Source organism: Kribbella sp. NPDC003557 (assembly GCF_040610805.1).
Classification (GTDB): domain Bacteria; phylum Actinomycetota; class Actinomycetes; order Propionibacteriales; family Kribbellaceae; genus Kribbella.
This window is the reverse complement of record NZ_JBEXMY010000001.1, coordinates 316,362-335,197: the sequence shown is the minus strand read 5'-3', so window position 1 is coordinate 335,197 and position 18,836 is coordinate 316,362. Positions and strand designations below refer to the sequence as shown.

Genomic DNA, 18,836 nt, shown 5'->3' with positions numbered 1-18,836 from the left:
CACGGCCCGCTGCCGCTCAGCCGAGGGTCGGGCTCGGCTGATTTGCGCGCTTGGTGAGTGCCGGAGGTCCGCCCGTCGACGCCCGGATCACCAGCTCGGGACGGATGAGCGTCTTCCGCGGTCGCTCGACGCCGGCCTTCAGGCGCTGGAGGAGCAGGTCGACCGCGGTGGTGCCGACCTCGGCGGCCGGCAGGCGGACCGTGGTCAGCGGCGGCTGCAGGTAGGCCGCGTACGGATGGTCGCCGTACCCGGTGATCGCCACGTCCTCCGGGACGGCGAGGCCGCGCTCGGCGAGCACCCGGAGCAGGCCGAGCGCGAAGTAGTCGTTACCGGTGACGATCGCGTCCGGCAGGTCGAGCGACTGCGCGAACCGGTACGCCTCCTCGGGCTGCCAGGGCAGCGCGAGCGAGTCGTACCGGCGGGTGGGGACGGTGCGGACCAGGTCCGCGGAGACTTCGAGCCCGCCGTCGGCCATCGCCCGGCGGAAGCCGGCGATCCGGTCGGCGGTGGTGGTGATCGGCAGATCCTCCTCCAGCAGGAGCAGGCGGCGCGCGCCGCCCGCGATCAGGTGACTGGTGGCCTCGTACGCGCCGCGTTCGTAGTCGACCCCGACCATGTCGCAGTCGAGCTCGGGCACGTCACGGTTGACGAACACCAGCGGGATCCCGCTGTCCCGGACGCGGCGCCAGTGGTCCCACTCGGCCTGCACCGGTACGACCACGGCGCCGTCGACCGCGGAGCGCAGCAACGCCTCGGTGGCGCGCTGCTCGTTCTCCACGCTCTCGTCGGTGACGAGCAGCAGCAACGAGTACCCCTGGGCGCGGACCCGGAGCTCGATGCTGCTGATCAGCTGCGCGTAGAACGGGTTCGAGGGGTTGGTGATGACCAGGCCCAGGGTCATCGCCGAGCCGAGCACCAGCGACCGCGCCAGCGTGTTCGGCACGTAGCCGATCCGCGCCGCCTCGGCCTGGACGGCGGCCCGCGTGCCGGCGCTGACGCTGTCCTTGTCGCCGAGCGCACGCGACACCGTGTTCACCGACAGACCGAGCGCCGTCGCGATGTCCCGCAACGTCGGCCGCGGCCGTGGGCCCTCCGTCATCCGTCCCCCTCTTACGCCTTCACGGCCAGGTGGATCCGTACCTGCACCGAGCCTTCGACCTTAGCGCGAAGCCGCAGCCAGTGGCCGAACCCGGTGGCCGGCCAGGTCACGAGCCGGCCTGGCTCGACCAGATGCTCCTGGTCGTCGAGATCGCACCAGGTGATGCCGTCGGGGGACACCTGCGTGACGTACGTCGCCGTACCGTCGCCGCCGACGTGCTGCACGAACCAGCGTGCCTCACTCGCCCAGGCGACCTCGTAGGGCTCGGTGGCGAACCGGGTGTCGAAGGTGGTGTCGCGTTCCAGCACCGCCGTCATGGACTGTCGCATGGGCCTACCAATCAACCGAGATGAGGACGGAGTCGAGGAAGAGGAAGTTGCGCACCGAGCTGTGGGTGCGGACCGAGAAGTAGAAGTTCAGCAGGTTCTCGAGCGTCTCGTACCGTTCCTCGTACGGCGGCACGGGGACGTCGCGCATGTCCATCACCCGGTCGTTGACCTGCAGCTCGACGTTCTTGCGCTTGTCGGTGTCGATCAGCCAGCGCAGGTAGTGCCAGTTCACCTTGGTCGGGACCTCGTTGTAGCAGAGCTCCTGCGGCTCGCCGAACGGCTGCCAGTCCTCCGGGTTCGGCGCGGTGAAGTCGGCGGCGTACTCCAGCTTCACCTTGCCCTCGAAGTGCTCGCGCGGTGTCGGCTCGGGGACGGTCGGCGCCATCCACCGGCGGGTGAAGTGGTTGTCCAGGTCCGTGTTCTGGTACCGCGCGACCGTGTGGTACCGCAGGCCGCCGTCGCCGCACAGGTCGGTGGCGACGGTGAACGCGCCGAACTGCGCCTCGGACGGGTGGGTGTTCCCGTCCCACTGGACGTCGCCGAAACTGTCGAAGTTGTCGAGCTCGGCGCCGCCGCCCAAATCAGAACTACGCAGCGTGGCCTCGGACTTGAAGGCGAAGTACGTCTCCAGTTGGACGAGGCCGCGGCCGCTCATCGTGAGCCGGCGGATCGCGACCGCCGTGTGGCCCTTGTGCGGGCGGGTGGCGAGCTTGAGCGCGTACGTGCCGCTGAGCGCACCGTGCGTACCGATGTCGAAGAAGTTGCAGGCCGACAGCTGCGGCGGCCGGAAGTCGCGCATGTGGTCGTCGACCGTGCTGAGGTCGCCGCGGCCGTTGTAGTTGCCGAGCAGCTCGGTCCAGCCGTGCGTGCCGCTGTCGAACTCGTCGAAGGCCAGGATCCGCGGCAGCGGCGAGAACTTGGACAGCTTCGGATCGGCGGACAGTAGCGCGGCGCGTACGTCGGATGTCGTCACGCAGTGCCTCCCAGAGAAGTTGGATGTTCGGTGAAGTTAACGTTCACGGGAATTGACCGTCAACGGGCCGTTTCACCCTGAGCAACGACGGTCTATTGACACCTAAATCACACACTTCTACGGTGCATTAACGCTACCGTTAACGTTCACGGTGGCGTCCTTTCTCTCCGGGAGGCACCATGCAGTCCCTGAGCCGTGCCCTCACCGTTCTGGCCGAGCTCAACCGTGAGGACCGCCCGTACGGCGTGACCGAGCTGGCCGTCACCGTCGGCCTGCACAAGAGCACCGTCCACCGCATCCTCGCGACCTTCTGCGCGCACGGCCTGGCCACGCGCGTGGACGACCATCGCTACACCGCCCAGGACGGCCTCGCCGCCCTCCGGCAGGCGGAACGCCCGGCGTCGCCGGAGCACTCACTGGCCGAGCTGGGCGCCCGCCTCGGTCGCCTGGTCGTCCTGGCGAAGCCCCTGCCGAAGACCGCCGGCCTGGTACTCCAGGTCGCCGACGTCGCAGGCGGCGGCACGCGTGGCGCTGCGGCCTGCCCGCACGGCGCGCTACAGCCGCGGAGCGGCACCCCCCCGATCTCGAGCGGCGTCGATCGCTCGCTGGTTCAGCCTGGCCATGCGGTCTCGCTGCGGCGTAGCGCGCTCGGGCGCGCCTACCTTTCCGCTCTGCCGATCGAGCAGGTGACCGGCACACCTGATCTGCTCGACGCGTTGCGGCGGATCCGGGTGTCCGGGTTCGCGCACAACGCCCGCCCGGTGGCTTCGCTGCCGCGGATGGTCGCCGTACCGGTGCGGGCGCGGGACGGCTCCTGTGCGGGCGCGCTCGGCGCCGAACTGATCCAGCCGGGGTCGGTCGACGAGGTGCGGCGCGTGGTCTCCGTGCTGCGGAGCGGCGTCTGATGGGGGCGTACGTCGTCCGGCGGCTGTTCTTCTCGCTCTTCGTCCTGTGGGGCGCCGTCACGATCATCTTCGTCGTCCTGCGGCTCGTGCCCGGCGACCCGGCGTACATCATGCTCGGACCCGACGCGGATCAGGCGCAGGTCGCCGCGCTGCGGGCGCAGCTCGGGCTCGACCAGTCGCTGATCCAGCAGTACGCGACGTACCTGGCGAACGTCGTACACCTGGACTTCGGCGAGTCGTTCCGGCTCAACGCCGACTCGATGAGCCTTGTCCTGCAACGGGTTCCGGCCACCATCCAGCTCGCGACGACCGCGTTGCTGCTGTCGCTGCTGATCGGTCTCCCGCTCGGCGTGATCGCCGCGCTGCGCGCACACAGCTGGGTGGACCGGTCGATCTCGGTGTTCTCGCTGATGGGGCAGTCGACGCCGTCGTTCTGGCTGGGGATCGTGCTGATCCTGGTGTTCGCCCGCGGGCTGAAGGTGCTGCCCAGCGCGGGATCCGGGACCTGGTCGCATCTGGTGCTGCCGACGATCACGCTGGCGCTGCCGTTCCTGGCGATCCTGGTCCGGCTGACGCGCAGCGGGCTGCTCGAGGTCGTGCACGAGGGCTACGTGCAGACCGCGCGGGCGAAGGGTCTCGGTGAGGGCGTCGTCGTCCTCGTGCACGCGTTGCGGAACGCGCTGATCCCGATCGTGACCGTCGTCGGGCTGCAGTTCGGCGCGTTGCTCGGCGGCACGGTGATCGTCGAGACGGTGTTCGCGTGGCCGGGCGTCGGGCGGTTGCTGATCGACTCGATCGGGCGCCGCGACTACGGCGTCGTCCAGGCCTCGATCTTGCTGGTGGCAACGATCTTCGTGGTGATCAATCTGCTCGTCGACCTCCTGTACGGCTTCTTGGACCCGCGGGTCCGTCTGGCGGGTGACTGACCTTGACTTCCTTCCCCACCCCGAGCGAAGCGAGGGATGTAGAGATTTCCTTGGCTGCTCCGGTGGCCGCACGCCGTCGTACCAGGGCCGGATCGGCCCGGATCCGGTTCGGTTTCGCGGTGATCGCGGTGTACGTCGTGGCCGCCGCGATCGGGCCGTGGCTGTTCCGGTACGACCCGGTCGGCACCCGGACCGCGGACCGGCTGAAGCCGCCGTTCAGCCGGCTGTCCGACGGGTCGTTCGCGCTCTTCGGCACCGACCAGGTCGGTCAGGACCTGTTCGCCCAGATGTTGCAGGGGGCAAGGATCTCGATCGCGGTCGGGCTGGCGACGCTGGTCCTGGCCGGGGCGATCGGGGTCACCATCGGCCTCGCCGCCGGGTACTTCGGCGGCTGGCTGGACGGCGTCCTGATGCGGCTCGCGGACATCCAGCTGGCGTTCCCGTCGATCCTGCTGGCGATCTTCATCGCCGCGCTGCTCGGGCCGTCGGTGGTGAACGTGGTGATCGTGCTCGCGGTGGCGAACTGGGTGACGTTCGCGCGGGTCGCCCGCGGTCAGGCGCTGGCGACCCGGCGGCGGGAGTTCGTCGACGCGTCGCGGACGCTCGGCGCCGGCACCTGGCGGCTGGTCACGCGGTGCGTCCTGCCGGCCTGCGTGGCGCCGGTGCTGGTCGTCGCGACGGTCGAGATCGGGCACGTGATCCTGGCCGAGGCGTCGCTCAGTTTCCTCGGTCTCGGTACGCCGGCCTCGACGCCCAGCTGGGGCGTGACGATCGCGAACGGCCGCAACTACCTGGCCGACGCGTGGTGGATCTCGACGATCCCGGGGATCGCGCTGGCGTTCCTGGTCATCTCGCTCGGCGTGCTCGGCGACGCGCTCCGGGACCGGTACGACCCGCGACTGAGGAGTCTGTGATGGTGCTGCTGAGTGTTCGCGACCTGCGGGTCGAGTTCGCCACGTCCGGCGGTGTGGTGACCGCGGTCGACGGTGCGTCGTTCGACGTCGGCGCCGGCGAGACCGTCGCGCTGCTGGGGGAGTCGGGTAGCGGGAAGAGCGTCACCGCGCAGGCCCTGATGGGGATCGTGCCGAAGCCGGCCGGACGGGTCTGCGGCGGGTCGATCTCGTACGACGGCCGCGACCTGCTGGCACCCGGTGTGGCGAAAGGGCTGCGTGGGCGGGAGATCGCGATGGTCTTCCAGGACCCGTTGAGCTCACTGAACCCGGTTTTCCGGGTAGGCGCGCAGATCGGCGAGATGTTCCGGCGGCATCGCGGGGCGTCCCGTCGTGCGGCGCGGGCGGCGGCGCTGGACCTGATGAAGCGGGTCGGGATCCCGGCCGCGTCGAAGCGGCTGGACGACTACCCGCACCAGTTCTCCGGCGGGATGCGGCAGCGGGTGATGATCGCGATGGCGCTCGCGCTGTCGCCGCGGCTGCTGATCGCGGACGAGCCGACCACCGCGCTCGACGTCACGGTGCAGGCGCAGATCATGGACCTGCTCACCCGGTTGCAGGCCGAGGAGGGCATGTCGCTGGTCCTGATCACCCACGACCTCGGCGTCGTCGCGGATGTCGCCGATCGGGTGATCCTGATGTACGCGGGCCGCGTGGTCGAGACGGGCCCGCTGCGCGAGGTCTACGAACACAGCGCCCACCCGTACACGTCAGGCCTGATGGCGTCGGTCCCAGCCCTGGACGGTCCCCGCGACCGCCTGGTCCCCATCCAAGGGTCCCCACCTGACCTCTTAGCCCTCCCCTCCGGCTGCTCCTTCCGCCCCCGCTGCCACCACGCAGACACCCTCTGCGCCCAGACAGAGCCACCCCTCCGCCCCCTCCCCAACCGCCCCACCCACCACCAAGCAGCCTGCCACCACCCGGAAGGAGCCCTCACCAATGCCCACTGAGCCTCCCTCCAGCGCCTCCAGCGCCTCCAGCGCCTCCAGCGCCTCCACCTCCAGCGCCTCCGGCGCCTCCACCACCAGCGCCTCCGGCGCCTCCACCACCAGCGCCTCCGGCGCCTCCACCACCAGCGCCTCCGGCGCCTCCACCACCAGCGCCGCCGGCGCCTCCACCACCGCCGCCTCCGGCGCCACCTCTTCCGCCTCCACCGCCGCCGTGGCAGGGAGCGCCTTGAGTGGTGCCGCCTCACCTGCCGCCCGCCAGCCGGCGGGCGGGCGGGAGATGTTGTTGTCTGTGCGAGACCTGCGCACGTCCTTTCCTCTGCGGTCTGCTGTGTTGCGGCGGAGTGTGGGGCAGATCCAGGCTGTGGCTGGGGTGTCGTTCGACATTCCGGCCGGTGGGACGCTCGGGCTGGTGGGGGAGTCGGGGTCGGGGAAGTCGACCGTGGCGCGGACGATCATCGGGCTGGAGAAGGCTCGGTCGGGGAGCATCGTGTTCGACGGTGACGAGCTGACCTCGTTGCCCAAGGCATCCATGCGCCGGGTCCGCCGGCAGCTGCAGATGATCTTCCAGGACCCGTACGCCTCCCTCAACCCGCGCGCGACCGTCGAGCAGATCATCGCCGAGGCGTGGCAGATCCACCCCGACGTCGTCCCGCGGAACCGGCACCGCGCCGAGGTCCGCGACCTGCTCGAGCGCGTCGGGCTCAACCCCGACCACGCCGAGCGGTACCCGCACCAGTTCTCCGGCGGTCAGCGGCAACGGATCGGCATCGCCCGCGCGCTCGCCCTCCGCCCGAAGCTGGTGATCTGCGACGAGGCGGTCTCCGCGCTCGACGTGTCCGTCCAGGCCCAGGTCCTGAACCTGCTCGAGGATCTGCGCCGCGACCTCGGCCTCGCGTACCTGTTCATCGCGCACGACCTGTCCGTCGTCCGGCACATCTCGGACCGGGTCGCGGTGATGTACCTCGGGCGGATCGTCGAGACCGCGTCCCAGGACGAGCTGTTCACGCGTCCGTTGCACCCGTACACCCAGGCGCTGCTGTCCGCCGTACCGGATCCGAAGCCGTGGGACAAACCCGCCCGCGAGCAGATCATCATCGGCGGCGACGTCCCGTCACCCGCGGACCCGCCGTCGGGGTGCGGCTTCCGGACCCGTTGCTGGAAGGCCGAGGAGACCTGCGCGCGCGACGCACCCGAGCTCACCACCCGGCTCGAGTTGCACCCCGCTGCCTGCCACTTCGCCACCGAACTCGCTGGAGCCGCCTCGTGACCGAACTAGTCCTCCTCCGGCACGGCGAGTCGGTCTGGAACGCCGAACACCGGTACCAAGGCCAGCAAGGCACCGGATTGAGCGCGCTCGGCCGCCAGCAGGCGAAGCAGGCCGCGGAGTACCTGCAGGCGTTCGAGTTCGACGCGATCGTGGCGAGCGATCTCCAGCGGGTGCAAGAAACGCTCCAGCCGTACCTGGACACCCGCGACCACCTGCCGGTGCGCGTCGACAAGAGGTGGCGCGAGATCGACGTCGGCACCTGGGGCGGACGGACGTTCGCCGACGTGTACGCCGACGAGCCGGACGTCGTGGACGCCTTCGCCCGGGGCGAAGACGTTGCCCGCGGCGGTGGGGAGACCTTCGCGCAGCTGCGGGCGCGCGTGTGGGAGGCGGCAACAGAGCTCGCCGATCACGCGACCATGGCCGACGGTGCGCGAGGCGAGGTGGATGCGGACGCGGGGGCGCGGGTCGGCGGGCGTCGGCGGCGGGTGCTGGTGGTTACGCATGGGGGGCCGATTCGGGTGGCGGCGGCTGCCGCGCTCCGGCTGCCGGCGGGGGACGAGATGGTGCTTGATCCGCCGGGGAACTGCTCACTCACCACGCTCCGGCTCGATGGACTCACGGCGTACAACGTGCCTACCGGGATGGACCGATGACCTTCACCTTCGTGGCGATGACCTACAACCTGTGGGCCGACTTCCACCTCGAGCAGCGCCGGGATGCGATCGCGAGCCTGTTCACGATCCGGCCGCCGGATCTGCTCGCCGTGCAGGAGCTCCGGCCCGTCACCCGCAAGCTTCTCGACGACGTACTGCCCGACCACGACCGCGTGGACGGGACCGCGGGCTGGGAGACGCAGAGCAACCTGTGGTGGCGGCGCGACCTCTTCACGTACGTCGAGCACGGCGCCGAGGACGTCGGCATCCTCTCACCCGACGCGAAACTCTTCTGGGCCAGGCTTCGTACGCCGGACGGCAGCGAGCTGGTCTTCAGCACGGCGCACCTGACCTGGCCCGGCCACCCGGACGAACGGACCGACCACGTCAACCGCCGGATCGCCCAGGCCCGCGCGATCGGTGAGGCGCTGGAACGCCTGGCCGGCCGGAACGCCTGCCTGTTCACCGTCGACATCAACGACATCGGACCACCGCAGTGGGAGCTCGGCAACGCCGGGTTCCTGGACAGTTTCACCGCCCTCGGCCGGCATTCACCGGTGACCCATCCGGTGGTGCCGACGGTCGCGACCGGTCCGATCGGGACCCGGTTGTCGCCGCTCGCCTCACCACCCAAGGCGATCGACTGGATCTTCGCCCGCGGCCCGCTCGCCGCCCGGTCCAGCGAGGTCGTCGACTTCTTCCACGACGGCCGCGCCCCCTCCGACCACTACCCGGTCGTGGCCACCTACACGCTTTGAGGAGAACCCCTGTGCTGAGGAAGCGATTCGTGGCGGCGCTGGCCGTCGTCACGCTAGGCCTGGCGGCGTGCTCGCCGGCCAGTGAACCGAGCAGCGGCGAACAGGTCCTGCGGTACGCGCCGGCGATGTTCCCGGTGTCGCTGGACACCCACAAGTACGCCGGTGAGGAGGCGGTGCAGACCGCGATCCAGCAGATCATGGAGCCGCTGGTGCGGGTCGACGACGGCAAGATCGTCCCGGTGCTGGCCACGTCGTGGGAGAACCCGGACCCGAACACGTGGGTGTTCGAGCTCCGCTCCGGCGTCAAGTTCTCCGACGGTACGCCGTTCACCGCGAAGGACGTGGTCGCGTCGTACGAACGGCACAAGAAGCTCGACGGCCCGCTGGTACCGCTGTACTCGACGGTGACGTCGGTCGCGGCCACGGACGACCAGACCGTGACGGTGAAGACCAGCAAGCCGCTCGGCACGCTGCTCAGCTCGCTGACGCTGCTGTTCATCGGGCCGGCCGACAAGATCAACACCGACGGGTTCTTCAACAAGCCGATCGGGACCGGGCCGTTCACGGTCACCGCGTTCCAGCCCGACGAGAAGCTCGAGCTGGCCGCCAACCCGACGTACTGGGACGGCGCCCCGAAGCTCGGCAAGCTCGAGTTCGTGAACATCCCGGAGGTGGCCGGGCGGATCACCGGACTGGAGAACGGCGAGGTCGACGTGCTGACCCAGATCCCGCCGGACCAGGTCGGCTCGGTCAAGGGCAGCGACCAGATCAAGTACGAGACCACGCCGAGCTGGACGTACTACTTCGACTGGTTCAACTCCAACCGCAAGCCGTTCAACGACAAACGGGTCCGGCAGGCGATGTGGCACGCGCTCAACCTCGAGGGCACGGTGAAGGACCTGTTCGGCGAGCTCGCGTCGGTCGCGCAGGCGCCGCTGGCCCAGGGCGTGATCGGCGCGCCGAAGCTCTCGCCGTACGCCTACGACCCGGCGAAGGCGAAGCAGCTGCTGACCGAGGCCGGCTACCCGAACGGGTTCACCACGTCGATGCAGTGGCCGCTCGAAGGCGGGCCGAACATCCGCGCTCTGGCGCAGGCGATGATCTCGGACTGGGCGAAGATCGGCGTCACGGTCAAGCCGCTGGAGAAGGAACGCGCGCAGTGGCTGGAGGACTTCGGCAAGCTCAACTGGGACATGAACCTGCAGACCAACGTGACCGGCACTGGTGACGCCGACTACACCTTGGCCCGCCTGTACGTGTGCACCGCCAAGCGCAACGGCTACTGCAACCCGGCCCTCGACAAGCTCCTGCTCGACGCCCGCTCGTCGGTCGACCAGGCGGCGCGCCCGGCGCTGTACCAGCAGGCCGGCCAGATCATCTGGGACGACGCGGTCGGCATCTTCCCGGCCGAGCTCGCGTCCAACGCCGCGGTCCGGTCCCGCGTCCAGGGCTTCGTGATGCCGCCGAGCGGCCGCCCGCTGTTCGCGAAGGTGAGCGTCGCCGGCAGCTGACGTCGTACCCCCGTTCGGGACCTTGGACAGGCAATTGCTTGTTCAAGGTCCCGAACGCGTGTGGGGACGTTTTCAGCTCGGTCGAACAGCTGTCGTACGGCGCCGGTGGGGTCGAAGCTTGGTCACGGTTGACGCCGTTGACCTGGTAAGGGGTTGACGGGTCGGAGGGGTGCGGTCTAGCGTCCGGGAAATCGATTACTCGCCCGGATCGCGGAGGTGGTCATGGCCGGAGGCGACCTCGTCCGGATGGTCGGGATCGGGAAGCGGTACGGCGGCGTGCGGGCCTGTCACGCGGTGGACTTCGTGCTCGGCGCGGGTGAGGTGCACGCGCTGCTCGGCGAGAACGGCGCCGGCAAGAGCACGCTGATGAAGATCCTGTCCGGCGACGTGACGGACTACGACGGCAGCATCGCGATCAACGGCGCACCGGTGCGTTTCAACGGACCGACCGACGCCCAGGCCGCGGGGATCGCGATGATCCACCAGGAGCTCGACCTGGTCCCGGGCCTGTCGGTCGCCGACAACATCTTCCTCGGCCGCGAGCTGCGCACATCGGTGCGCACCGTCGACCGGCGCCGGATGGAACGCGAGGCCCGTGACCTGCTCGACCGCAGCGGCGTCAGCCTCGACCCGCGCCGGCCGGTGGGCGACCTGCGGGTCGGCGAGCAGCAGCTCGTCACGATCGCGAAGGCGATCTCGCTCGACGCCCGGGTGCTGATCATGGACGAGCCGACGTCGGCGCTCACCAGCTCCGAGGTCGACCGGCTCTTCGACGTCATCCGCGAACTCCGGCAGAGCGGTGTCGGCATCGTCTACATCTCGCACCGGATGGAGGAGATCTCGCGGGTCGCCGACCGCGCGACCGTGCTCCGCAACGGCAGCATCGTCACCAGCTTCGACCCGTGCGAACTCAGTACCGCCGAGGTTGTCGAGGCGATGGTCGGCCGTCCGGTGCAGACCATGTTCACGACCCCCGACGCCGCGACCGGCGACGAGCTGCTCCGGGTCGAGAACCTGCGCCTGAAGGCCCGCCGCCCGCGTCCCGGCCGCCGCGACCCCGACGGTATCTCGCTGACCGTCCGCGCCGGCGAGATCGTCGGCCTGGCCGGTCTGCTCGGCGCGGGCCGCACCGAACTCCTCGAGACCCTGTACGGCGTCGCGCCCGGCGGCACCCACACGGGCCGGATCTTCCTGCAGGGCAGGCCGATCAGCCCGCGCGGCCCGCGGCAGGCGCTGGCCCACGGCATCGGCCTCGTCCCGGAGGACCGGCGTACGTCGGGGCTGGTGCTGTTCCACTCGATCCTCGCCAACACGGTCGTCTCGAGCCTCCCGGCGTACGGCCGGCTCGGGGTGATCGCGCGCCGGATGGAACGGGCCGCGTCGGTGCGGATGGCGGATCGGCTGCGGCTGAAGTTCGGCCGGCTGCAGGACGAGGTCGGCACGTTGTCGGGCGGCAACCAGCAGAAGGTCGTGTTCGGGCGGATGCTGCTCACCGAGCCCAAGCTGCTGCTCCTCGACGAGCCGACACGCGGTGTCGACGTCGGCGCGAAGGCCGAGATCTACCGGCTGCTGGGCGAACTCGCCGCGCAGGGACTCGGCGTACTGCTCGCGTCGTCCGAGCTGCCCGAACTGGTCGGCGTCTGCGACCGCGTCGTCGTGCTGCGGGACGGCCGCGACGTCGCCTCGTTCAGTACGGCGGACTCGGGCGAAGGCGATCTGCTGGCCGCCGCGATGGGACAAATCGAGGTCGGAGGAATGCAATGACCGACGTACAGGACCGAACCGTCGCGCCCGGGCAGGACGGGCCGGCGGAGCAGCGCAGCCTGGCCGCAACGCTGTTCCGGTTCCAGAGTGTGTTCGGGCTGATCGCGGTGTTCGTCGCGGCGATCATCTTCTCGCCGCGCAAGAACGGCGAGATCCTCTTCGTCAGCGCCGACAACTTGGCGAACGTGGTCCGCGCGGTGTCCGAGATCGGGATCATCGCGGTCGGGATGACGTTCGTGATCCTGATCGGCGGGATCGACCTGTCGGTCGGCGCGGTGCTCGGGCTGGCCGCGGTCGGGTCCGCCGTCCTGATGGTCGAGAACGACTGGGGCTTCCTGCCGTCGGTCGTGCTGGTGCTCGCGATCGGCCTGGTGTTCGGTGCCCTGCAGGGCGCCGCGACCGCGATGATCGGGATCCAGTCGTTCATCGTCACGCTCGCGGGCCTGCAGATAGCCAGAGGTCTCGCCCGGATCTGGTCCGGCGGCCAGGGCGTCGCGATCGCGTACGGCGACGGCCCGAAGGAGGCGCCGGCCTCGTTCGCGCTGCTCGGCGAGCGCACTTTCGGCGGGCTGGTCCCGATCCCCGTGATCATCTTCGCGGTGGTCGCGATCGCCGCGGTGGTGTTCCTCCGGGTCAGCGCGTTCTCCCGGCACCTGTACGCCGTCGGCGGCAACGAGAAGGCCGCGCGGCTGTCCGGCGTGCCGGTGGTCCGGGTCAAGATCGCGGTGTTCGCGATCTGCGGGCTGCTCGCGTCGCTGGCCGGCATCGTGCACGCCGTCCAGCTCAACCAGGGCAGCCCGAACGACGGCATCGGCTACGAGCTGGACGCGATCGCCGCGGTGGTGATCGGCGGCACCAGCCTCGCCGGCGGCCGCGGCTCGGTGGCCGGGACGGTGGCCGGCGCGCTGCTGCTCGGCGTCCTGAACAACATCCTTGCCCTGAACAACATCGACTCCAACATCCAGCTCCTGATCAAGGGACTGGTGATCGTTGCCGCCGCCGCGCTGCAGCGACTCCGCCCCACCTCCTGAGGAAGGCATCGTTATGCGTTCTGTGAGAATCCCCCTGGCCGCGGCAGCGGTCGCGGCCCTCGTCCTGGCCGGTTGCGGTACCACCAGCGAGCGCACCTCGGGCGCCGCGTCGCCGGGGTCGTCGACGTCCTGCAAGGGAGCCGACGGCAAGTACACGATCGGGATGAGTCAGGCCAACGTGGCCGAGCCGTACCGGCAGCGGATGGACGACGACATCAGGGCGGCGGCCAAGGAGGTGCCGCAGTTCGACGTGAAGTTCGCGGACGCGGCGCAGGACAACGCCAAGCAGGTCGCGGATGTGGAGAACTACATCACCCAGCAGATCGACCTGCTGATCATCAGCCCGAACGAGGCGAAGCCGCTGACCGCGGTCGTGAAGAAGGCCTACGACAAGGGCATCCCGGTGATCGTGCTGGACCGGAAGGTCGAGGGCGACGCATACACCGGGTTCATCGGCGGCGACAACGTGCAGATCGGCCGCGAGGCCGGGAAGTACATCGCCGAGAAGCTGCTGCCTGACGGTGGGAACGTCGTGGAGCTCAAAGGGCTGGCCGGCGCGACGCCGCAGGCCGAGCGGCACGAGGGGTTCGTCGAGGGCATCAAGGGCAACCCGAAGGTCAAGGTGATCGCCGCCGCGAGCGGTGACTGGCTGCGGGAGAAGGGCCAGGCGCAGATGGACGCGCTGCTGAAGGCGAACCCGAAGATCGACGTGGTCTACTCGCACAACGACCCGATGGCCGAGGGCGCGTACCTGGCCGCGAAGGCGGTCGGCCGGGAGAAGGAGATGAAGTTCACCGGCATCGACGCGCTGCCGATCCCGTCCGGCGGCATCAAGGCCGTCGAGCAGGGCCGGCTGTCCGCCACCTTCACCTACCCGACCAACGGCAAGGAAGCCGTCGCCGCCGCCAAGAAGATCCTCGTCGACTGCGGCACCGTCGAGAAGTCCCAGATCCTCCCGACCCGCCTGATCGACGCCTCCAACGCCGCCCAGATCTACGCCGAGGAGAACCCCACCGGCTGAGATCTGCAGCTCGACAGGAGGTGTCCGTCTCGAGCCGGCCGGCCGCCGCCTGGGTAGGCGGGGCGGGGTCGCCGCCGGCGGCACACCTCCTGTCGAGCTGCCGGTGTTTGGTCAGCGGCGCGAGCTCGCTCGCTGGATCAGGTGGGCGCCGAGGGTGGTCGTGGTGGCGGGGCGGGTGTTGTCGGCGATGCGGGCGAGGAGGAGGCGGGCGGCGACCGCACCGATCTCGTAGGCCGGTTGGGCGACGACGGACAGCGGCGGGTCGACCAGCGCGGCCCACGGCGCGTCGTCGAACGTGACCAGCCCGACGTCACGCCCCGCCCGCATGCCGCGCTCCTGCAGGGCCTGCAGGACGCCGACCGCCATCGCGCTGTTCGCGATCAGCAGCGCGTCGGGCGGCTCGGGCTGGGAGAGCAGCTCGAGCGCGGCGCGATGGGCGCCGGCGGCCTTGTACTCGGTGCGCCGGACGAGTTTCGGCGTCCTGCGCCGGCGCGCGGCCCTGAGCGCCTCGCGGTACCCGGCCAGCCGGTCGTCGGCGGTGCGGACCCCCGCCGGACCGGTCACGCAGCCGACCCGTTCGTAGCCTTGGGCAATCAAATGGGCGGTCGCCTCGCGGGCGGCGAGCCGGGTGTCGACGAGCACGACGTCGCTGTCCTGGTCCGGCAGCGGCCGGTCCACCGCGACGTACGCCGTCCCTCGCGCGGCGAGTCTGGCGACCGAGGACGCCGGGCCGCTCGGCGACAGGATGACGCCCGCGACCCGTTCCTGGATGGCGATGTCGAGGTAGCGGCTCTCCTTGTCCGCGCTCTCGTCGGAGTTGCACAGCACGACCGAGTACCCGACCTCGTGCGCGACGTCCTCGACCCCGCGGGCGATCGCGGTGAAGAACGGGTTCTCCACGTCCGAGATGATCAGCGCGACGACCGCGGCCTCCTGGCGGCGCAGGTTCCGCGCCGGGCCGTTCGGCTGGTACCCGAGCTCCTCGGCGGCCCGCCGGACCCGCGCCGCGAGGTCCGGGTCGACCGTCGGCTTGCCGTTCAGGGCCCGGGAGACGGTCGCCGTCGACACCCCGGCGCGTGCGGCCACGTCGCTGACAGTCGGCACTCTGGCTCCCTTCCTGACCGACCAGTATGCCGGGCGAGTAATGGATTACCCAGAGGCCTGCCGTGCACTTAACGTACGTAACCTCGGAGCATTACCAGTGACGTGAGAGGATCACCCGCGTGACTGCCTTGCCGAGTGTTTCGTACTCCATCACCGTTCGCCTCGAGGTGCCCGCGGGTGGCTCGACGGTGAGCAAGCTGACGACCGCGGTCGAGCAGGCCGGCGGTCTGGTCACCGCGCTCGACGTGACCGCGTCCGGCCACGAGCGGCTGCGGATCGACGTCACCTGCGCCGCGGCCGACACCGAGCACGCCGGCCGCCTGGTCGAGGCGATGCGCGCCGTACCGGGCGTCGAGATCGGCCGGGTCTCGGACCGGACGTTCCTGATGCACCTCGGCGGCAAGATCTCGATGGAGGCCAAGCACCCGATCCGCAACCGTGACGACCTGTCGATGATCTACACGCCGGGTGTCGCGCGGGTCTGCCTGGCGATCGCGAACAACCCCGACGACGCGCGCCGGCTGACGATCAAGCGCAACAGCGTCGCGGTCGTCACCGACGGTTCGGCCGTCCTCGGCCTGGGGAACATCGGCCCGAAGGCCGCGCTGCCGGTGATGGAGGGCAAGGCCGCGCTGTTCAAGCGGTTCGCCGGGATCGACGCCTGGCCGCTGTGCCTGGACACCCAGGACCCGGACGAGATCGTCTCGATCGTGAAGGCGATCGCGCCGGGCTTCGCCGGGATCAACCTGGAGGACATCTCCGCGCCGCGCTGCTTCGAGATCGAGGCCCGGCTGCGCGAGGAGCTCGACATCCCGGTCTTCCACGACGACCAGCACGGTACGGCGGTGGTCGTCGTCGGCGCGCTGTACAACGCGCTGCGCGTGGTCGGCAAGGACATCAGCAACGTGCGGGTCGTGCTGTCCGGCGCGGGCGCCGCCGGTACGGCGATTCTGAAGCTGCTGCTCGCGGCCGGCGTGAAGGACACCTGCGTCGCCGACATCGGCGGTGTCATCCATCCGGACCGCGACGGGCTGTCGCCGGAGCTGCGCTGGATCGCGGAGAACACCAACGCGGCCAAGTACAGCGGTGACCTGAAGGGCGCGCTGGCCGGTGCGGACGTGTTCATCGGCGTCTCCGCGCCGAACATCCTGACCGGCGCCGACATCGCCACCATGAACGAGGACGCGATCGTGTTCGCACTGGCGAACCCGGTGCCCGAGGTCGACCCGGCCGAGGCCGGCGAGCACGCCGCCGTGGTCGCCACCGGCCGCAGCGACTACCCGAACCAGATCAACAACGTGCTGGTCTTCCCGGGAGTCTTCCGCGGTCTGCTCGACGCGCAGTCGTCCAAGGTGTCGATCGACATGGAGCTGGCAGCCGCGAAGGCGCTCGCCGGTGTCGTCACCGACGACGAGCTGAACGCCAGCTACATCGTGCCGAGCGTCTTCCACCCGGAGGTGCACACGATGGTGGCGCACGCCGTTCGCGAGGCGGCCGGCGGCAAGGCTCCGGCGCACGAGAGCTACCCGGACGACGCTCCCGCGCTGTGAGTACGGTGGACAGGTGACTTCTACGCTGACGGGGCCGGCCACCGGGTCGCGGGTGCGGGTCTGGGCCTGGCGGGTCGCCTTCGTGGCGGCGGTGGCACTGCAGCTGTACGGCGTGTACGCGCCGCGCGAGGCGGGTCCGCACGTGGGGATCCCGCAGGTCGACAAGGTCGCGCACTGCTTCCTGTTCGCGGCGGTGGCGTTCACCGGCCTGAAGGTCGGCGTACCGATGCGCTGGTTGCTCGGGGCACTGGTCGCCAACGCCGTCGTCAGCGAACTGGTGCAGCACTGGCTGCTTCCGCAGCGCGACGGCGATCCGTTGGACGCGCTCGCCGACCTGGCCGGCGTCGCGATCGGCGCTTGGCTGGGGTCGCGCGGGGCCCGTCGTACGCCATGATGGGGGTATGACGGTCTCGACCCTGACCGGTTCGCTGCTGGTGGCGACCCCGTTGCTCGACGAGCCGCCCTTCCGCCGGTCGGTGATCCTGCTGCTGGATCACGACGACGACGGCGCACTCGGGGTGGTGGTGAACCGCGCCGCCGACCTGTCCGTGGACCAGGTGCTGCCGAACTGGTCGTCCGCGGTCGACGAGCCCGGCGTGCTGTTCATGGGCGGACCCGTCGGCACCGACAGTGCGCTCGCGGTCGCCGAGGTGATCGACTCCACCGACCCGCCCGGCTGGCGGGAGTGCTACGGCCGGATCGGGCTGGTCGACCTCGACGTGCCGCCGGCGCTGCTGGAGGGCGCGATCACCCGGATGCGCATCTTCGCCGGGTACGCCGGCTGGTCCAGCGGCCAGCTCGAGGGCGAAATCGCCGAGGGCGCCTGGTACGTCGTCGAATCCGACCCTGAAGACGTCTTCGGCGACGACCCCGACACCCTCTGGCGCCGGGTCCTCCGCCGCCAGAACGACCAGATGGCCTACCTGGCCACCTACCCCGACGACCCCACCCTCAACTGAGCCTGTCTGCGGCTGTTCTGCCGGCGGGGTCGCGGGTTGTGCTCCCGTGCTTACGCACTGCGGCTTAGCCCCACGGACGGGCTATTCGTCGCCGCCCTGGTCGTCGTCGCCGGGGTTGAGGGAGTCCCAGATCTCCTTGCACTCCGGGCAGACCGGGAAGCGCTGCGGGTCGCGGCTCGGGACCCAGACCTTGCCGCAGAGGGCGACGACGGGGGTGCCCATCACCATCGCCTCGGTCAGCTTGTCCTTCGGCACGTAGTGCGAGAACCGCTCGTGATCGCCAGGCTCGGCCGGCGACGTCTGGGTCCGCTCGTCGACAACCGTCTCCGCGCCGGGGGTCAGCTGTGTGCTCATACCCCCGAGTGTAGGCCGCATCACCAGCAGACCCGGAACTTTTCCACAGCCCGGGGAATCCCGGGGCATCCCGGGGCAGATCACGGCACCTTCTCTGCCGTGACCGACCAAAGGAGGCACTATGAGTGCTGTGGAACCCATTCCAACCCCCAACTTGTGGCTGGAGCCGGCGAACCTGCCGCTGACCAGGAACGACCTCGATCGGATGCCCGATGACGGCCGCCGGCACGAGCTCATCGACGGGGTGCTGGTCGTGACGCCCGGCCCCACGTTCGCCCACCAGGACACTGTTGCCAGCTTGCTCGTCAAGCTCAGGCTGGCGTGTCCGCCGGAGCTGTGCGCGCTGACCGCGCCGTTCGACGTCGTGCTGGCAGGAGACACCGTCGTCCAGCCGGACCTCTTCGTCGCGCGAAGGGACGACTTCGCCGAAGGTGAGTTGCCGGGGCCGCCGCTGCTTGCCGTCGAGGTGTTGTCGCCGAGCACGCGGCGGATCGACGTCATGCTCAAGTTCTCGCGGTACGAGGCGGCCGGGTGTGGGGCGTACTGGGTGGTGGATCCCGACACGCCGAGCCTGATTGCCTGGGAACTTCAGGACGGCGCATACGTGCAGGTCGCGAAGGTGACCGGGGACGAAGCCGCGCGGCTGACGAGCCCGTTCGGCGTGACGGTGGTGCCTGCCGATCTGATCTCGTGACGGATCTCGGGTAACCTTCCTGCCCGGCACACTGT

The 18,836-nt window shown here is 70.1% G+C and carries 20 protein-coding genes; 15 read left to right on the top strand and 5 right to left on the bottom strand.

Going from position 1 to position 18,836, the window contains the following annotated elements; translation table 11 throughout:
- Positions 1-16: 16 nt before the first annotated feature.
- The 3 genes from ABZW60_RS01625 to ABZW60_RS01615 are packed head-to-tail and all read right to left on the bottom strand — an operon-like array spanning position 17 to position 2,401.
- Complete coding sequence (locus ABZW60_RS01625; protein WP_355472914.1) at positions 17-1,099, bottom strand: LacI family DNA-binding transcriptional regulator; 1,083 nt, start codon at positions 1,097-1,099, stop codon at positions 17-19.
- 11 nt (positions 1,100-1,110) lie between these two features.
- Positions 1,111-1,428: a DUF6385 domain-containing protein gene (locus ABZW60_RS01620; RefSeq protein ID WP_355472912.1), complete on the bottom strand. Its 318-nt coding sequence runs from the start codon at positions 1,426-1,428 to the stop codon at positions 1,111-1,113.
- Between the two features lie 4 nt (positions 1,429-1,432).
- A complete protein-coding gene (locus ABZW60_RS01615) occupies positions 1,433-2,401 on the bottom strand; it encodes a DUF6772 family protein (protein ID WP_355472910.1) in 969 nt (322 codons plus the stop codon).
- 179 nt (positions 2,402-2,580) lie between these two features.
- On the opposite strand from ABZW60_RS01615, the gene ABZW60_RS01610 reads away from it, so the two are divergent.
- The 11 genes from ABZW60_RS01610 to ABZW60_RS01560 all read left to right on the top strand — a co-directional run bounded on the left by ABZW60_RS01610 (position 2,581) and on the right by ABZW60_RS01560 (position 14,140).
- A complete protein-coding gene (locus ABZW60_RS01610) occupies positions 2,581-3,306 on the top strand; it encodes a helix-turn-helix domain-containing protein (RefSeq protein WP_355472909.1) in 726 nt (241 codons plus the stop codon).
- Positions 3,306-4,232, top strand: coding sequence for a nickel ABC transporter permease (gene nikB, locus ABZW60_RS01605; protein ID WP_355472907.1), 927 nt, complete (start codon positions 3,306-3,308; stop codon positions 4,230-4,232). The genes ABZW60_RS01610 and nikB overlap by 1 nt, the downstream gene beginning before the upstream one ends.
- A 62-nt stretch (positions 4,233-4,294) precedes the next feature.
- Positions 4,295-5,146: an ABC transporter permease gene (locus ABZW60_RS01600; protein ID WP_355472905.1), complete on the top strand. Its 852-nt coding sequence runs from the start codon at positions 4,295-4,297 to the stop codon at positions 5,144-5,146.
- Positions 5,146-6,132 carry an ABC transporter ATP-binding protein gene (locus ABZW60_RS01595; protein WP_355472903.1) on the top strand — a complete coding sequence of 329 codons (987 nt, stop codon included), beginning with the start codon at positions 5,146-5,148 and terminating at the stop codon, positions 6,130-6,132. Before ABZW60_RS01600 ends, ABZW60_RS01595 begins: the two co-directional genes overlap by 1 nt.
- Before the next feature lie 277 nt (positions 6,133-6,409).
- Positions 6,410-7,399 carry an oligopeptide/dipeptide ABC transporter ATP-binding protein gene (locus ABZW60_RS01590; RefSeq protein WP_355474478.1) on the top strand — a complete coding sequence of 330 codons (990 nt, stop codon included), beginning with the start codon at positions 6,410-6,412 and terminating at the stop codon, positions 7,397-7,399.
- Positions 7,396-8,055 carry a histidine phosphatase family protein gene (locus ABZW60_RS01585; RefSeq protein WP_355472901.1) on the top strand — a complete coding sequence of 220 codons (660 nt, stop codon included), beginning with the start codon at positions 7,396-7,398 and terminating at the stop codon, positions 8,053-8,055. Before ABZW60_RS01590 ends, ABZW60_RS01585 begins: the two co-directional genes overlap by 4 nt.
- On the top strand, positions 8,052-8,813 hold the full coding sequence (locus ABZW60_RS01580; protein ID WP_355472900.1) for a hypothetical protein: 762 nt from the start codon (positions 8,052-8,054) through the stop codon (positions 8,811-8,813). The genes ABZW60_RS01585 and ABZW60_RS01580 overlap by 4 nt, the downstream gene beginning before the upstream one ends.
- An 11-nt stretch (positions 8,814-8,824) precedes the next feature.
- Complete coding sequence (locus ABZW60_RS01575) at positions 8,825-10,324, top strand: ABC transporter substrate-binding protein (RefSeq protein ID WP_355472898.1); 1,500 nt, start codon at positions 8,825-8,827, stop codon at positions 10,322-10,324.
- A 222-nt stretch (positions 10,325-10,546) separates the two neighbouring features.
- A complete protein-coding gene (locus ABZW60_RS01570) occupies positions 10,547-12,088 on the top strand; it encodes a sugar ABC transporter ATP-binding protein (RefSeq protein WP_355472896.1) in 1,542 nt (513 codons plus the stop codon).
- Positions 12,085-13,119, top strand: coding sequence for an ABC transporter permease (locus ABZW60_RS01565; RefSeq protein WP_355472894.1), 1,035 nt, complete (start codon positions 12,085-12,087; stop codon positions 13,117-13,119). Before ABZW60_RS01570 ends, ABZW60_RS01565 begins: the two co-directional genes overlap by 4 nt.
- Before the next feature lie 13 nt (positions 13,120-13,132).
- On the top strand, positions 13,133-14,140 hold the full coding sequence (locus ABZW60_RS01560; protein WP_355472892.1) for a substrate-binding domain-containing protein: 1,008 nt from the start codon (positions 13,133-13,135) through the stop codon (positions 14,138-14,140).
- Between the two features lie 111 nt (positions 14,141-14,251).
- Here the strand turns inward: ABZW60_RS01560 and ABZW60_RS01555 are convergent, their stop codons facing one another.
- Positions 14,252-15,244, bottom strand: coding sequence for a LacI family DNA-binding transcriptional regulator (locus ABZW60_RS01555; RefSeq protein ID WP_355472890.1), 993 nt, complete (start codon positions 15,242-15,244; stop codon positions 14,252-14,254).
- A gap of 119 nt (positions 15,245-15,363) precedes the next feature.
- On the opposite strand from ABZW60_RS01555, the gene ABZW60_RS01550 reads away from it, so the two are divergent.
- Genes ABZW60_RS01550 through ABZW60_RS01540 form a run of 3 tightly spaced genes read left to right on the top strand, consistent with a single transcriptional unit; the run spans position 15,364 to position 17,753 of the window.
- Entirely contained in the window at positions 15,364-16,794 is a 1,431-nt protein-coding gene (locus ABZW60_RS01550; protein WP_355472888.1) for an NAD-dependent malic enzyme, read from the top strand.
- 13 nt (positions 16,795-16,807) lie between these two features.
- Positions 16,808-17,188, top strand: coding sequence for a VanZ family protein (locus ABZW60_RS01545; RefSeq protein WP_355472886.1), 381 nt, complete (start codon positions 16,808-16,810; stop codon positions 17,186-17,188).
- Between the two features lie 7 nt (positions 17,189-17,195).
- Positions 17,196-17,753: a YqgE/AlgH family protein gene (locus tag ABZW60_RS01540; RefSeq protein ID WP_355472884.1), complete on the top strand. Its 558-nt coding sequence runs from the start codon at positions 17,196-17,198 to the stop codon at positions 17,751-17,753.
- 81 nt (positions 17,754-17,834) lie between these two features.
- Here the strand turns inward: ABZW60_RS01540 and ABZW60_RS01535 are convergent, their stop codons facing one another.
- Positions 17,835-18,107: a DUF3039 domain-containing protein gene (locus ABZW60_RS01535; RefSeq protein ID WP_355472882.1), complete on the bottom strand. Its 273-nt coding sequence runs from the start codon at positions 18,105-18,107 to the stop codon at positions 17,835-17,837.
- 121 nt (positions 18,108-18,228) lie between these two features.
- Here ABZW60_RS01535 and ABZW60_RS01530 point away from each other — a divergent pair, with 121 nt between their 5' ends.
- Positions 18,229-18,801: a Uma2 family endonuclease gene (locus ABZW60_RS01530; RefSeq protein WP_355472880.1), complete on the top strand. Its 573-nt coding sequence runs from the start codon at positions 18,229-18,231 to the stop codon at positions 18,799-18,801.
- Positions 18,802-18,836 lie beyond the last annotated feature (35 nt).